This window comes from Pseudomonas sp. NY5710, assembly GCF_013305665.1.
GTDB lineage: Bacteria > Pseudomonadota > Gammaproteobacteria > Pseudomonadales > Pseudomonadaceae > Aquipseudomonas > Aquipseudomonas juntendi.
In genome coordinates, this window is the sequence record NZ_CP045554.1 from 4,126,639 (window position 1) to 4,139,220 (window position 12,582).

Genomic DNA, 12,582 nt, shown 5'->3' on the forward strand with positions numbered 1-12,582 from the left:
TCAATCTTCGCTGATGGTGATGCTCGGCATCGCCGGCGCCGCAGCTTCCTGCAGCACGATCCGCGCCCCTACCTGGCGCGCCAGCTCCTGATAGACCATGGCAATCTGGCTTTCCGGCTCGGCAATGGCGGTCGGCTTGCCGTTGTCGGCCTGCTCGCGGATGACCATCGACAGTGGCAGCGAGGCCAGCAGATCGACGCCATACTGGCTGGCCAGCTTCTCGCCACCGCCTTCGCCGAACAGGTGCTCGGCGTGGCCGCAGTTGGAACAGATGTGCACGGCCATGTTCTCGACCACGCCCAATACCGGGATGTTGACCTTACGGAACATTTCCACGCCCTTGCGGGCATCGAGCAAGGCCAGATCTTGCGGCGTGGTGACAATCACCGACCCGGCTACCGGAACCTTCTGGGCCAGCGTCAGCTGGATGTCACCGGTGCCCGGTGGCATGTCGATCACCAAGTAGTCCAGGTCGTCCCACGCGGTCTGGGTCACCAACTGCAGCAGCGCACCCGAGACCATCGGGCCACGCCAGACCATCGGCGTGTTGTCGTCGGTCAGGAACGCCATGGACATCACTTCCACGCCATGCGCCTTGATCGGCACAAACCACTTCTGTTCGCGAATCTGCGGGCGGGTGCCTTCGGCGATACCGAACATCACGCCCTGGCTGGGGCCATAGATGTCGGCATCCAGAATACCCACCCGGGCACCTTCGCGGGCCAGCGCCAGGGCCAGGTTGGCGGCAGTGGTCGACTTGCCCACGCCGCCCTTGCCCGAGGCCACGGCGATGATGTTCTTGACGTTGGCCATGGCTGGCACCTGGGCCTGGGCCTTGTGCGCGGCAACCACGCACTCGATCGACACCTGGGCGCCGCTGACGCCCTCGAGGTTGCCGATGGCGGTCTGCAGCACCTGGGCCCAGCCGTTCTTGAACAGCCCGGCGGCATAGCCCAACTGCAACTGCACGCTGACGTGCCCGCCCTGGATATCGATGGCGCGCACGCAGCCGGCGCTGACCGGATCCTGGTTCAGGTAGGGGTCGGTGTACTGGCGAAGCACGCCTTCGATGGCGGCACGGGTGACGGCACTCATGGAGACTCCCATTGGCAAACTGAATGTAAAACAGGCGCCTATCCTAACCCGTCAATCATCAACAGATGCGCTTGCGGGGTGAAATATCTTCGCCAGCCCTTTATAGTGGCCGATCACCCTCATTTTTACCCCGAGCCAGATAAGTAGCCGAGCCACCATGTCCGAGCCACGTCAGATTCTCGTCACCAGCGCCCTGCCCTATGCCAATGGATCGATCCACCTTGGCCATATGCTGGAGTACATCCAGACGGATATGTGGGTACGCTTCCAGAAGCTGCGCGGGAACCAGTGCATTTACGTCTGCGCCGATGACGCCCACGGTTCGGCCATCATGCTGCGCGCGGAAAAGGAAGGCATCACCCCGGAACAGCTGATTGCCAACGTCCAGGCCGAACACAGCAGCGACTTCGCTGACTTCCTGGTGGAATTCGACAACTTCCACTCCACCCACAGCGAAGAAAACCGTGAGCTGTCGAGCCTCATCTACACGCGCCTGCGTGAGGCCGGGCACATTGCCACCCGTTCGGTGACGCAGTACTTCGACCCGGAAAAGGGCATGTTCCTGGCTGACCGCTTCATCAAGGGCACCTGCCCGAAGTGCGCGGCCGAAGACCAGTACGGCGACAACTGCGAGAAATGCGGCGCAACCTACGCACCGACCGAACTGAAGAACCCCAAGTCGGCCATTTCCGGGGCTACCCCGGTACTGCGCGATTCTCAGCACTTTTTCTTCAAGCTGCCCGACTTCCAGGCCATGCTGCAACAGTGGACCCGCAGCGGCACGCTGCAGGACGCGGTCGCCAACAAGCTGGCCGAATGGCTGGACTCCGGCCTGCAGGAATGGGACATCTCCCGTGACGCGCCGTACTTCGGTTTCGAAATTCCGGGTGAGCCGGGCAAATACTTCTATGTCTGGCTCGATGCGCCTATCGGCTACATGGCCAGCTTCAAGAACCTTTGCGCGCGCCGCCCGGAACTAGACTTCGATGCGTTCTGGCGCGAGGGCTCCAAGGCCGAGTTGTACCATTTCATCGGCAAGGACATCGTCAACTTCCACGCCCTGTTCTGGCCAGCCATGCTCGAAGGCGCCGGCTTCCGCAAGCCGACAGCCGTCAATGTGCACGGCTATCTGACCGTCAACGGTGCCAAGATGTCGAAGTCGCGGGGTACGTTCATCAAGGCCCGTACCTACCTCGACCACCTGCAGCCAGAGTACCTGCGCTATTACTACGCCGCCAAGCTGGGCCGCGGCGTCGACGACCTCGACCTGAACCTGGAAGACTTCGTGCAGAAGGTCAACTCTGACCTGGTTGGCAAGGTGGTCAACATCGCCAGCCGCTGCGCCGGCTTCATCCACAAGGGTAACCAGGGCGTGATGGTTAGCGGTGATGCCGCGCCTGAACTGACCGAAGCCTTCCTGGCTGCCGCGCCGTCCATTGCCGAGGCCTACGAAGGCCGCGATTTCGGCCGCGCCATGCGCGAAATCATGGCGCTGGCCGACCGTGCCAATGCCTGGATCGCTGACAAGGCGCCGTGGTCGCTGGCCAAGCAGGAGGGCAAGCAGGACGAAGTGCAGGCAATCTGCGCCCAGGGCATCAACCTGTTCCGCCAGCTGGTCATTTTCCTCAAGCCGGTACTGCCGCTGCTGGCTGCCGACGCCGAGGCCTTCCTCAACGTGGCCCCGCTGACCTGGAACGACCACCTGTCGCGCCTGGAAAACCACACGCTGAACCCGTTCAAGGCACTGATGAGCCGTATCGAGCTGGCCAAGGTCGAAGCCATGGTTGCCGCCAGCAAGGAAGACCTGCTGGCCGCCGAACCCAAGGCCCCGGCAGGCAACGGCGAGCTGGCCAAGGACCCGCTGTCGGCAGAAATCGAGTTCGACACCTTTGCCGCCGTGGATCTGCGTGTGGCGTTGATCGTCAAGGCCGAAGCCGTGGCGGGTGCTGACAAGCTGCTGCAGCTGACCTTGGACATCGGGGATGAGCGCCGCAATGTGTTCTCCGGCATCAAGTCGGCGTACCCGGACCCATCCAAGCTTGAAGGCCGCCTGACCATGATGGTCGCCAACCTGAAACCGCGGAAAATGCGCTTTGGCGTGTCCGAGGGGATGGTCATGGCGGCAGGCCCTGGTGGTGAAGAGATCTACCTGCTGAGCCCGGACAGCGGCGCCAAGCCAGGCCAGCGCATCAAGTAATTGACCGTGGGGGCTGCCTGGCAGCCCCGTTGGCTTCTGCGGCGGGCCGGGGCAATCCCGGTCTGTGCGCGCCATCAAGGAAAGCTCTGATTCATGAACGCCGCCAAACGCCTGGAGATTTTTCGCAGGCTGCATGAAGACAACCCCGACCCGAAAACCGAGCTGGCCTACACCACGCCATTTGAATTGCTGGTGGCAGTGACACTGTCCGCGCAATCGACCGACGTCGGCGTCAACAAGGCCACTGCGCGCCTGTTCCCCGTCGCCAATACCCCCGAGGCCATCTATGCCCTGGGCGTCGAAGGCCTCAGCGAATACATAAAGACCATCGGGCTGTACAACAGCAAGGCCAAAAACGTCATCGAAGCCTGCCGCTTACTGATCGAGCGTCACGGTAGCCAGGTACCCCAGACCCGTGAGGCGCTGGAGGCACTGCCGGGTGTCGGCCGCAAAACGGCGAACGTGGTGCTGAACACGGCGTTCCGCCAGCCGACCATGGCCGTCGATACGCATATTTTCAGGGTCAGCAACCGTACGGGCATAGCGCCGGGCAAGACTGTGCTGGAAGTGGAAAAGAAACTGGTCAAGTTCGTACCCAGGGACTACCTGCTGGACGCCCACCACTGGCTGATTCTCCATGGCCGCTATGTGTGCCAGGCACGCAAGCCAAGGTGCGGCAGCTGCAGGATCGAAGACCTGTGCGAGTACAAGCACAAAACTTCCGACGATTGAGCGGATAGCTGAAAACCACTGCACGCGATTGAAAAAATCTTTTTTACCAGCGGCTGCTTTCTGGTTATAAGGTCGGCCAACAGCCCCTTGGCTTGGAGCGACTCATGAGCACCGATAAAGACGACCTGTCGATCGAAGATGATTTTGTTGCCGCAGACGATGACGCGGAGCCCCCCGTGGAACCTGCAAAAACCAACCTCAGCAAGCGCCGCACCATCGACAACATGCTCGAAGAACGGCGCCTGCAGAAACAACTGGCCGATTTCGATTACGACCTGTAGCCCCGCCTTGGCAAAGCCTCCAGCCGGGAGGCTTCATGGCCTGTGCTCAGCTCAGCCCTTGCCGTTGTGCCAACTCGATCAGGTCTACCAACGACCGTGCATTGAGCTTGAGCAACAGCCGTGACTTGTAGGTACTGACCGTCTTGTTACTCAGGTACATGCTGTCGGCAATTTCCTTGTTAGAACGCCCGCGCGCCAACTGTTGCAACACGGTCATTTCCCGGGCCGAGAGGCGGTTGACCATGTCCACCTCGCTGCCCGTGCCCCTGCCACGGGCCGCATGCAGGGCCTGATTAGGGAAATAGCTGTAGCCCGAGAGCACCGCCTTGATTGCGCTCAACAGCTCGGTAAGCTCCTGTTGCTTGCATACATAACCCGCCGCCCCCGCCTGCATGCAGCGCATCGAAAAATTGCCGGGTGCCTGCGACGTCAGCACCAGCACCTTGCTGCCCGGGCTGAAGCTCGCCATGCGGGCAATCACCTCCAGGCCATCGAGCTTCGGTATACCGATATCCAGCACCACGATATCCGGCAGGTGTTGCCGCGTCAGCTGCAATGCAGCCACCCCATTGTCGGTCTCCCCCACGACGTCATACCCATGCCGCTCCATCAGCATGCGCACGGCAAGGCGTATGACCGGATGATCATCAACGATAAGCACTTTATTCATGCGACATCCATTCATTCACTGTTGTGGCTTTGGCACGCCAAGATAACTGACAGAACGACGAATGGCGCGGCGATTTGCCGACGAAACTCATGCGCAGACAAAACCTACAACACTTGCAGAAACTTCCTACACATCGTGACTATGGTTGTAACAAACAAATTCCTTATTACCGAATACAAGTGTTTGTACGGCGACCATTAGCACTTGCGCGTAGACTGACAGGGGCTGCGCACTTCCCTACCTTGGGATAAAGCACAGGATCAGGGGGACTTTGTCGATGAGCGCGCACCGGGAAGTAGTCCAGTCTTTAGTTGCCCGACGCAGTAAGGCAAAGATGGGCAAAACCGCTGGAGGCAGCCACCATGACCCAAGCACAACCTGTCGCCCCGCTGACGATCATTGCCATCTTCGCCGGCATCATCGAAGCCTCCGCCCTGGCCACATTGCCGTTTCTCAGCGAGTCCAGCCAGAAGCTTTACACCTGGTTTCTGGTGGGCTTCCCCTTCTTCCTTACCGCGCTGTTCTTCTTGACGCTCAACTTCAACTACAAGTCGTTCTACAGCCCGTCACCCAACAAAACAGCACCGGACAGCGCGCCCCCGCCCAGCAGTGAAGCCCTCGCTGCCATGCCGCAGGAGGGGTTGCCAGGCGAGCCCGTAACCTTCATGTTTTCTGGCCCGGATGCCTGTCACCTGATGGAACAGCAGCTGTTGCAAGCGCTCGCGCAACCACCAACGCCGCCCCGCACCTGGCGGTTTTGCAATGTGGATAAAGGCCAATGCGCGCAATTGTCCATCAGCCCGCTGAGCAGTGCGGCCACGAACCCATGCAGTTGAGTATCTTCATTTCGAGCAGGCACAAAAAACCCGGCCGCAGCCTAATGCCAGTCAGTTAAGTAATTTGGGGCCGCTTAGCGACCCTTCGCGGGCACGCCCGCTCCCACAGGGGATCGCGCAGTTCAGCGCCAAACTCGTGGGTGCGGGCGTGCCCGCGAAGGGCTGCAAAGCAGCCCCGGTAACACTTAACTGACCGGCATTAGGCCGCAGCCGGGTTCTTTCATGGCACGAGCCAGCGATCAGAGCAGCGAACGGCCCTTGTTGGCGGCAATGCGCATACGCAAGGCGTTGAGCTTGATGAAGCCAGCAGCGTCGGCCTGGTTGTAGGCGCCGCCATCTTCTTCGAAGGTGGCGATGTTGGCGTCGAACAGCGAATCATCCGATTTACGGCCAACCACGGTGACATTGCCTTTGTACAGCTTCAGCCGCACCACACCGTTCACGTTGACCTGCGAGGCGTCGATCATCTGCTGCAGCATCACGCGCTCCGGGCTCCACCAGTAACCGGTGTAGATCAGGCTGGCGTACTTGGGCATCAACTCGTCTTTGAGGTGAGCGACTTCACGGTCCAGGGTGATCGACTCGATGGCACGGTGAGCCTTGAGCATGATGGTGCCGCCAGGCGTCTCGTAGCAGCCACGCGACTTCATACCGACATAGCGGTTTTCGACGATGTCGAGGCGGCCGATGCCGTTGGCACCGCCGATACGGTTCAGGTCGGCCAGAACGGTTGCCGGGGTTTTCTCGACGCCGTCGATGGCAACGATGTCACCGTTGCGGTAGGTGAGTTCGATATAAGTGGCCTGGTCCGGGGCGTTCTCAGGCGAGACACTCCAGCGCCACATGTCCTCTTCGTGCTCGGTCCAGGTGTCTTCCAGGACACCGCCTTCGTAGGAGATGTGCAGCAGGTTTGCGTCCATCGAGTACGGCGACTTCTTCTTGCCGTGGCGCTCGATCGGGATACCGTGCTTTTCGGCGTAGTCCATCAGCTTCTCGCGCGACAGCAGGTCCCACTCGCGCCATGGGGCGATAACCTTTACGCCAGGCTTGAGCGCGTAGGCACCCAGCTCGAAACGCACCTGGTCGTTACCCTTGCCGGTAGCGCCATGGGAAATGGCGTCTGCACCGGTTTCGTTGGCGATTTCGATGAGGCGCTTGGCGATCAGCGGACGGGCGATGGAAGTACCCAGCAGGTACTCACCTTCGTAGACGGTGTTGGCGCGGAACATCGGGAACACGAAATCACGCACGAACTCTTCGCGCAGGTCGTCGATGTAGATCTCTTTAACACCCATTGCCTGGGCCTTGGCACGGGCCGGTTCGACCTCTTCGCCCTGACCGAGGTCAGCGGTGAAAGTCACCACTTCGCAGTTGTAGGTATCCTGCAGCCACTTGAGAATCACCGAAGTATCAAGGCCGCCGGAATACGCCAGTACGACCTTTTTTACGTCCGCCATGCCATCACTCCACGGGGTTGTACGGAAAAGGACCGATTCTAACGGCGTTAACGATAAATTTACAGTGGCGCGACAGCTTCTGACGACAAAGCGACAAGAACTTTCACAGGGGCGACGGACGGTCATACGGCAGGCAAATGGCGGTTCTTTGGTGCACGCTGCCATCCGACATCAGGGTTGCCTAAGCGGCGCAGCAGCAGCAGCCGCAGCCGGCGGCGCTTGCTCCGCCGGCTTCTCCACCGGCTTTTCAGGCACCAACACCCGGTCCAGCTCGATGTTCACTCGCCGATTCCGCGCCCGGTTGGCTGCAGTGTTGTTCTTGGCCACCGGGTAGCGCTCGCCGTGGAAGCGTAAGGTGATCTGCTCATCCTTGACACCATGAGCCTTGAAATAGTCCGCCACCGCCAACGCCCGGCGGCGTGACAGGTCGCGGTTGGTCAGGCGGTTACCGCTGTTGTCGGAGTGACCGTTGAGCTCGACATGGTTCACCGACGGGTCGGCCTTCATGTATTCGAGAATCACATCCAGCCTGGCCTTGGCCGCGTCATCCAGTTCGATGCCCCCGCCCGGGAAACCGACCTGGGTCTGGCGCACCTGGTCGTAGTTCATGGGCAGCAGCTTGGCGGCACACACCTGGTAGTCGCTGTAGGCCTTGGCAAAGCTCACCGGCAGTACCCGCACTTCCATGGGCCGGCCCGCTTCGCCGGTGTACGTGCGCACCACCGTGCTGCGCCCGTCGAGCAAGCCATTGATCAGGCGGCTGGCCTGGCCTTGCGACGAACTGAACAACACGCCGGTACGGGCCATGCGCACGCTACCCAGGTTGATATCACCACGACCGGGTTGCCAGGGCGCCGCGGCCGCCAGCAGGCTGGCATTGCCGGCACCCAGCACGTTGCTGGCCGAGCGCAGCTGGAACACTGCCTGCTCGCCCGCCCGGCGTACGAATTCACCACTGCCAAAGCCATCGATCGGCTGGATCAGCCGGCACTCGAACAGGTCACCCTCGACCTTCCAGGCAATGTTCTCCATGCGCGTCTGGAAAGTCAGCGCGGCAGCCGGCAGGCTGGCGAACAGGGTCAACAGGGTCAAGTAACGCTGGCGCACGGGCGGCTCCACAAATTTCAACGGCTTACCTGCAGGCTATCGGACGCCGACCGGAAAACTTGATAGCCGTGCTCGGCCCAGGGTTTTCCGGTAGCATTGGGGCTTGAGTTCGACCCGCCTGGAATCCCCAATGTCCGATCGCCTGACCCTCCTGCGCCCCGACGACTGGCACATCCATCTGCGTGATGGTGCCGTCCTGCCCCACACCGTTGGCGATGTGGCGCGTACTTTCGCCCGCGCCATCATCATGCCCAACCTGGTTCCGCCGGTACGCAACGCCGCCGAGGCCGGTGCCTACCGTGAACGCATCCTCGCTGCCCGCCCGGCAGGCAGCCGCTTCGAGCCGCTGATGGTCCTGTACCTCACCGACCGTACCAGCCCCGAAGATGTGCGTGCCGCCAAGGCCAGCGGTATCGTGTATGCCGCCAAGCTGTACCCGGCGGGCGCCACGACCAATTCCGATTCGGGCGTGACCAGTATCGACAATATCTTCCCGGCCATCGAGGCATTGGCGGAGGTCGGCATGCCGCTGCTGGTGCACGGCGAAGTGACCCGCAGCGAAATCGACGTGTTCGACCGCGAGAAGCGCTTCATCGACGAGCACATGCGCCGCCTGGTCGAGCGCTTCCCGGCCTTGAAAGTGGTGTTCGAACACATTACCACCAGCGATGCCGCGCAGTTCGTCACAGAGGCACCGGCCAATGTTGGCGCGACCATCACCGCGCAACACCTGCTGTACAACCGCAACCACATTCTGGTCGGTGGCATTCGTCCACACTTCTACTGCCTGCCGATCCTCAAGCGCAACACTCACCAGGTGGCACTGCTGGATGCAGCCACCAGCGGCAACCCGAAGTTCTTCCTCGGTACCGACTCGGCCCCGCACGCCCGTCACGCCAAGGAAGCGGCCTGCGGCTGCGCCGGCTGCTACACCGCCTACGCGGCTATCGAGCTGTACGCCGAGGCGTTCGAGCAACGCAACGCGCTGGACAAGCTGGAAGGTTTTGCCAGCCTGCACGGCCCAGCTTTCTATGGCCTGCCGGCGAATACCGACACCATCACCCTGGTCCGCGAAGAATGGACTGCCCCGGACAGCCTGCCATTCGGCGAGCAAACCGTGGTTCCGTTGCGCGCTGGCGAGAAACTGCGCTGGCGCCTGCTGGAGGAAAACGCGTGAGCGAAGACCTCTACGAAGACGACCTGGAAAGCCAAGGCAACAGCGGGCCGCGCCATCCAATGGCCGAGCGCTTCCGCGGTTACCTGCCGGTTGTAGTGGACGTGGAAACGGGCGGCTTCAACAGCGCCACCGATGCCTTGCTGGAAATTGCTGCAGTGACCATCGGCATGGACGAGAAAGGCTTCCTGTTCCCCGAGCACACGTACTTCCACCGGGTGGAACCGTTTGAAGGCGCAAACATCGAGGCGGCCGCGCTGGAGTTCACCGGCATCAAGCTCGACCACCCGCTGCGCATGGCAGTCAGCGAGGAAACCGCGCTGACCGATATTTTCCGCGGTGTGCGCAAGGCCCTCAAGGCCAATGGCTGCAAGCGGGCGATTCTGGTCGGCCATAACAGCAGCTTCGACCTCGGCTTCCTCAACGCGGCCGTGGCGCGCAATGACGTGAAGCGTAACCCATTCCACCCGTTTTCCAGCTTCGACACGGCCACCCTGGCCGGCCTGGCCTATGGCCAAACCGTACTGGCGCGGGCTTGCCAAAGCGCCGACATCGACTTCGATGGACGTGAAGCGCACTCGGCGCGGTACGACACCGAGAAAACCGCGGAGCTGTTCTGCGGCATCGTCAACCGCTGGAAGGAACTGGGCGGCTGGCGCGACTTCAACGATTGACCGGAGGGCCGCCTGGCGGCCCTTTCGCAACACCAGCGCGCAGCCACCACCCAGGCACAAAAAAACCGGCCACCAAGGCTAATGCCTGTCAGTTGAGTAATTTGGGGCCGCTTTGCGACCCTTCGCGGGCACGCCCGCTCCCACAGGGGATCGTGGGAGCGGGCGTGCCCGCGAAGGGCTGCAAAGCAGCCCCAGTAACGCTTAACTGACAGGCATTAGCCAGAGGGCCGGTTTTTCATGCGCGCGGCAATTACAGCTTGCCGGCGTTCTCGCTCAGGTAGGCGGCAACGCCTTCTGGCGAAGCGTTCATGCCCTTGTCGCCTTTTTTCCAGTTGGCAGGGCAGACTTCGCCGTGCTCTTCGTGGAATTGCAGGGCGTCGACCAGGCGCAGCAGCTCATCCATGTTACGGCCCAGTGGCAGGTCGTTGACGATCTGCGAACGAACAACACCGTTGGTGTCGATCAGGAAGGCACCACGGAAGGCCACGCCACCTTCGGACTCAACGTCGTAGGCTTTGCAGATTTCGTGGGTCATGTCGGCAGCCAGGGTGTACTTCACCTGGCCGATGCCGCCGTTGTTGACCGGGGTGTTGCGCCAGGCGTTGTGAGTGAAGTGCGAGTCGATCGACACGCCGATCACTTCTACGTTGCGCGCCTGGAAATCAGGAATGCGGTGGTCCAGGGCGATCAGCTCGGACGGGCAGACGAAGGTGAAGTCCAGCGGGTAGAAGAACACCAGGCCGTACTTGCCCTTGATGGCCGAAGCCAGGTTGAAGCTGTCGACGATCTCGCCATTGCCCAGCACGGCCGGTACGGTGAAATCGGGGGCTTTCTTACCAACGAGTACGCTCATTGTAATCTCCTGATGAGGATGTAGAACCGTTTGCCGGGCCAGACGGGCCTGCCCGACATCCAACAAAGGCGACCATCATACACGGCTTCTGATGACAGGCCGAATCCAACGAGCAGGCAACCGCCGGTCGCTCAAGCACACGCCTTGCAGAAAGTGCTTTGACAAGCATTCTCATTAACATTAAGCTCCAACCCATCGACTCCACCAGCGATGGTCAGCCCTTATGTATGTGTGTCTTTGTGTCGGCGTTACAGACGGACAGATCCGCGACGCGATCTATGAAGGATGCTGCAGTTACAAGGATGTGCGAGCCGCGACCAACGTCGCCAGCCAATGTGGCAAATGTGCCTGCCTGGCCAAGCAGGTGGTCCGCGAGACCCTGACCGAGCTACAGGTCAGCCAGGCAGCCCTGCCCTACCCGGTAGAATTCACCACCGCCTGACACCAGCATTTCCAAGAACCGGACCTAGCGTCCGGTTTTTTTATGCCTACATATCAATAAGTTAAGGTACCAACGCGGTTCACAAACATTCTTATTCCTATTAATTTTCATTTATTATTCAATCACTTAGGTTTGACACACTTACGCATCGGGCTCAAACTTCCTGCTATTGGCACACTTCTACAGGGCAGGAACCCAAATGAAAGGCGACGTAAGCGTCATCCAGCATCTCAACAAGATCCTCGGAAACGAGCTGGTCGCGATCAACCAGTATTTCCTGCACGCCCGCATGTACGAAGATTGGGGCCTGAACAAGCTCGGCAAGCACGAGTACAAGGAATCGATCGACGAGATGAAGCACGCTGACAAGTTGATCAAGCGTATTCTCTTTCTCGAAGGCATCCCTAACGTTCAGGACCTGGGCAAGCTGTTGATCGGTGAGCACACCAAGGAAATGCTCGAGTGCGACCTGAGGCTCGAACACAAGGGCCTGGCCGATCTCAAGGCCGCCATCGCCCATTGCGAAACTGCAGGTGACTTCGGCTCGCGTGACATGCTGGAAGATATCCTCGAGTCCGAGGAAGAACATATCGATTGGCTGGAAACCCAGCTTGGGCTGATCGACAAGATCGGTATCGAAAACTACCTGCAATCGCAGATGGGCGAAGAGTAACCACCCGCCGCATAAAAAAACCCGCGATCAGCGGGTTTTTTTATGCTTGCCGAAATCAGGCTTCGGCAGCTTTGGCCTTGGCGGCGGCGTCCTTGATCAGGGCCTGCAGCTCACCCTTTTCGAACATTTCCAGCATGATGTCGCTACCGCCGACCAGCTCACCGGCAACCCACAGCTGCGGGAAGGTCGGCCAGTTGGCGTACTTTGGCAGGTTGGCGCGGATTTCCGGGTTCTGCAGGATGTCGACGTAGGCGAACTTCTCGCCACAACCCATCACAGCCTGCGATGCCTTGGCCGAGAACCCGCATTGCGGGGCATTCGGCGAACCTTTCATGTAAAGCAGAATGGTGTTGTTGGCAATCTGCTCTTTGATCGTATCGATGATATCCAT

14 protein-coding genes are annotated in these 12,582 nt (G+C 60.5%); 8 read left to right on the top strand and 6 right to left on the bottom strand.

The annotated features are described in order from the left end of the window. Window positions 1–1,095, bottom strand: a complete 1,095-nt coding sequence (gene apbC / locus GEV39_RS19075; protein WP_173890842.1) for an iron-sulfur cluster carrier protein ApbC — start codon at window positions 1,093–1,095, stop codon at window positions 1–3. 157 nt (window positions 1,096–1,252) lie between these two features. Here apbC and metG point away from each other — a divergent pair, with 157 nt between their 5' ends. The 3 genes from metG (at window position 1,253) to GEV39_RS19090 (ending at window position 4,305) form a co-directional block, all read left to right on the top strand. Further along, window positions 1,253–3,292, top strand: coding sequence for a methionine--tRNA ligase (metG, locus tag GEV39_RS19080; RefSeq protein WP_173890843.1), 2,040 nt, complete (start codon window positions 1,253–1,255; stop codon window positions 3,290–3,292). 93 nt (window positions 3,293–3,385) lie between these two features. After that, window positions 3,386–4,024 (top strand): endonuclease III, encoded by a 639-nt coding sequence (gene nth / locus GEV39_RS19085; RefSeq protein ID WP_173890844.1) that lies wholly within the window; start codon window positions 3,386–3,388, stop codon window positions 4,022–4,024. A gap of 104 nt (window positions 4,025–4,128) precedes the next feature. Further along, window positions 4,129–4,305 carry a PA3496 family putative envelope integrity protein gene (locus GEV39_RS19090; protein WP_173890845.1) on the top strand — a complete coding sequence of 59 codons (177 nt, stop codon included), beginning with the start codon at window positions 4,129–4,131 and terminating at the stop codon, window positions 4,303–4,305. 46 nt (window positions 4,306–4,351) lie between these two features. On the opposite strand, the gene GEV39_RS19095 is transcribed toward GEV39_RS19090, so the two are convergent. Continuing rightward, on the bottom strand, window positions 4,352–4,975 hold the full coding sequence (locus tag GEV39_RS19095; RefSeq protein WP_009684566.1) for a response regulator transcription factor: 624 nt from the start codon (window positions 4,973–4,975) through the stop codon (window positions 4,352–4,354). Between the two features lie 362 nt (window positions 4,976–5,337). On the opposite strand from GEV39_RS19095, the gene GEV39_RS19100 reads away from it, so the two are divergent. Further along, window positions 5,338–5,811 (top strand): hypothetical protein, encoded by a 474-nt coding sequence (locus GEV39_RS19100; protein ID WP_173890846.1) that lies wholly within the window; start codon window positions 5,338–5,340, stop codon window positions 5,809–5,811. Between the two features lie 239 nt (window positions 5,812–6,050). Here GEV39_RS19100 and GEV39_RS19105 read toward each other — a convergent pair whose 3' ends face one another. Further along, window positions 6,051–7,268: an argininosuccinate synthase gene (locus tag GEV39_RS19105; RefSeq protein WP_029886602.1), complete on the bottom strand. Its 1,218-nt coding sequence runs from the start codon at window positions 7,266–7,268 to the stop codon at window positions 6,051–6,053. Window positions 7,269–7,439: 171 nt separating this feature from the next. Then, window positions 7,440–8,375 (bottom strand): flagellar protein MotY, encoded by a 936-nt coding sequence (locus tag GEV39_RS19110; RefSeq protein ID WP_173890847.1) that lies wholly within the window; start codon window positions 8,373–8,375, stop codon window positions 7,440–7,442. Window positions 8,376–8,505: 130 nt separating this feature from the next. Here GEV39_RS19110 and pyrC point away from each other — a divergent pair, with 130 nt between their 5' ends. Then, on the top strand, window positions 8,506–9,552 hold the full coding sequence (gene pyrC, locus GEV39_RS19115) for a dihydroorotase (RefSeq protein WP_173890848.1): 1,047 nt from the start codon (window positions 8,506–8,508) through the stop codon (window positions 9,550–9,552). Window positions 9,553–9,611: 59 nt separating this feature from the next. Continuing rightward, window positions 9,612–10,223: a ribonuclease T gene (gene rnt / locus GEV39_RS19120; protein WP_259369752.1), complete on the top strand. Its 612-nt coding sequence runs from the start codon at window positions 9,612–9,614 to the stop codon at window positions 10,221–10,223. 250 nt (window positions 10,224–10,473) lie between these two features. Here the strand turns inward: rnt and GEV39_RS19125 are convergent, their stop codons facing one another. Next, window positions 10,474–11,076 carry a peroxiredoxin gene (locus tag GEV39_RS19125; protein WP_009684560.1) on the bottom strand — a complete coding sequence of 201 codons (603 nt, stop codon included), beginning with the start codon at window positions 11,074–11,076 and terminating at the stop codon, window positions 10,474–10,476. 223 nt (window positions 11,077–11,299) lie between these two features. Here GEV39_RS19125 and GEV39_RS19130 point away from each other — a divergent pair, with 223 nt between their 5' ends. Together GEV39_RS19130 and bfr are read left to right on the top strand one after the other, a co-directional pair. Continuing rightward, a complete protein-coding gene (locus GEV39_RS19130) occupies window positions 11,300–11,518 on the top strand; it encodes a bacterioferritin-associated ferredoxin (protein WP_009684559.1) in 219 nt (72 codons plus the stop codon). A gap of 199 nt (window positions 11,519–11,717) precedes the next feature. After that, entirely contained in the window at window positions 11,718–12,191 is a 474-nt protein-coding gene (bfr, locus tag GEV39_RS19135) for a bacterioferritin (protein ID WP_173890850.1), read from the top strand. Window positions 12,192–12,246: 55 nt separating this feature from the next. Here the strand turns inward: bfr and grxD are convergent, their stop codons facing one another. Continuing rightward, window positions 12,247–12,582 carry a Grx4 family monothiol glutaredoxin gene (gene grxD, locus GEV39_RS19140; RefSeq protein ID WP_009684557.1) on the bottom strand — a complete coding sequence of 112 codons (336 nt, stop codon included), beginning with the start codon at window positions 12,580–12,582 and terminating at the stop codon, window positions 12,247–12,249.

Bases quoted from the DNA above. Each gene is read 5' to 3' on its own strand.
- GEV39_RS19130 (WP_009684559.1), top strand. From the start codon at position 11,300: ATGTATGTGTGTCTTTGTGTCGGCGTTACAGACGGACAGATCCGCGAC.
- pyrC (WP_173890848.1), top strand. From the start codon at position 8,506: ATGTCCGATCGCCTGACCCTCCTGCGCCCCGACGACTGGCACATCCAT.
- nth (WP_173890844.1), top strand. From the start codon at position 3,386: ATGAACGCCGCCAAACGCCTGGAGATTTTTCGCAGGCTGCATGAAGAC.
- metG (WP_173890843.1), top strand. From the start codon at position 1,253: ATGTCCGAGCCACGTCAGATTCTCGTCACCAGCGCCCTGCCCTATGCC.
- bfr (WP_173890850.1), top strand. From the start codon at position 11,718: ATGAAAGGCGACGTAAGCGTCATCCAGCATCTCAACAAGATCCTCGGA.
- apbC (WP_173890842.1), bottom strand. From the start codon at position 1,095: ATGAGTGCCGTCACCCGTGCCGCCATCGAAGGCGTGCTTCGCCAGTAC.
- GEV39_RS19100 (WP_173890846.1), top strand. From the start codon at position 5,338: ATGACCCAAGCACAACCTGTCGCCCCGCTGACGATCATTGCCATCTTC.
- GEV39_RS19125 (WP_009684560.1), bottom strand. From the start codon at position 11,076: ATGAGCGTACTCGTTGGTAAGAAAGCCCCCGATTTCACCGTACCGGCC.
- rnt (WP_259369752.1), top strand. From the start codon at position 9,612: ATGGCCGAGCGCTTCCGCGGTTACCTGCCGGTTGTAGTGGACGTGGAA.
- GEV39_RS19105 (WP_029886602.1), bottom strand. From the start codon at position 7,268: ATGGCGGACGTAAAAAAGGTCGTACTGGCGTATTCCGGCGGCCTTGAT.
- grxD (WP_009684557.1), bottom strand. From the start codon at position 12,582: ATGGATATCATCGATACGATCAAAGAGCAGATTGCCAACAACACCATT.
- GEV39_RS19095 (WP_009684566.1), bottom strand. From the start codon at position 4,975: ATGAATAAAGTGCTTATCGTTGATGATCATCCGGTCATACGCCTTGCC.
- GEV39_RS19090 (WP_173890845.1), top strand. From the start codon at position 4,129: ATGAGCACCGATAAAGACGACCTGTCGATCGAAGATGATTTTGTTGCC.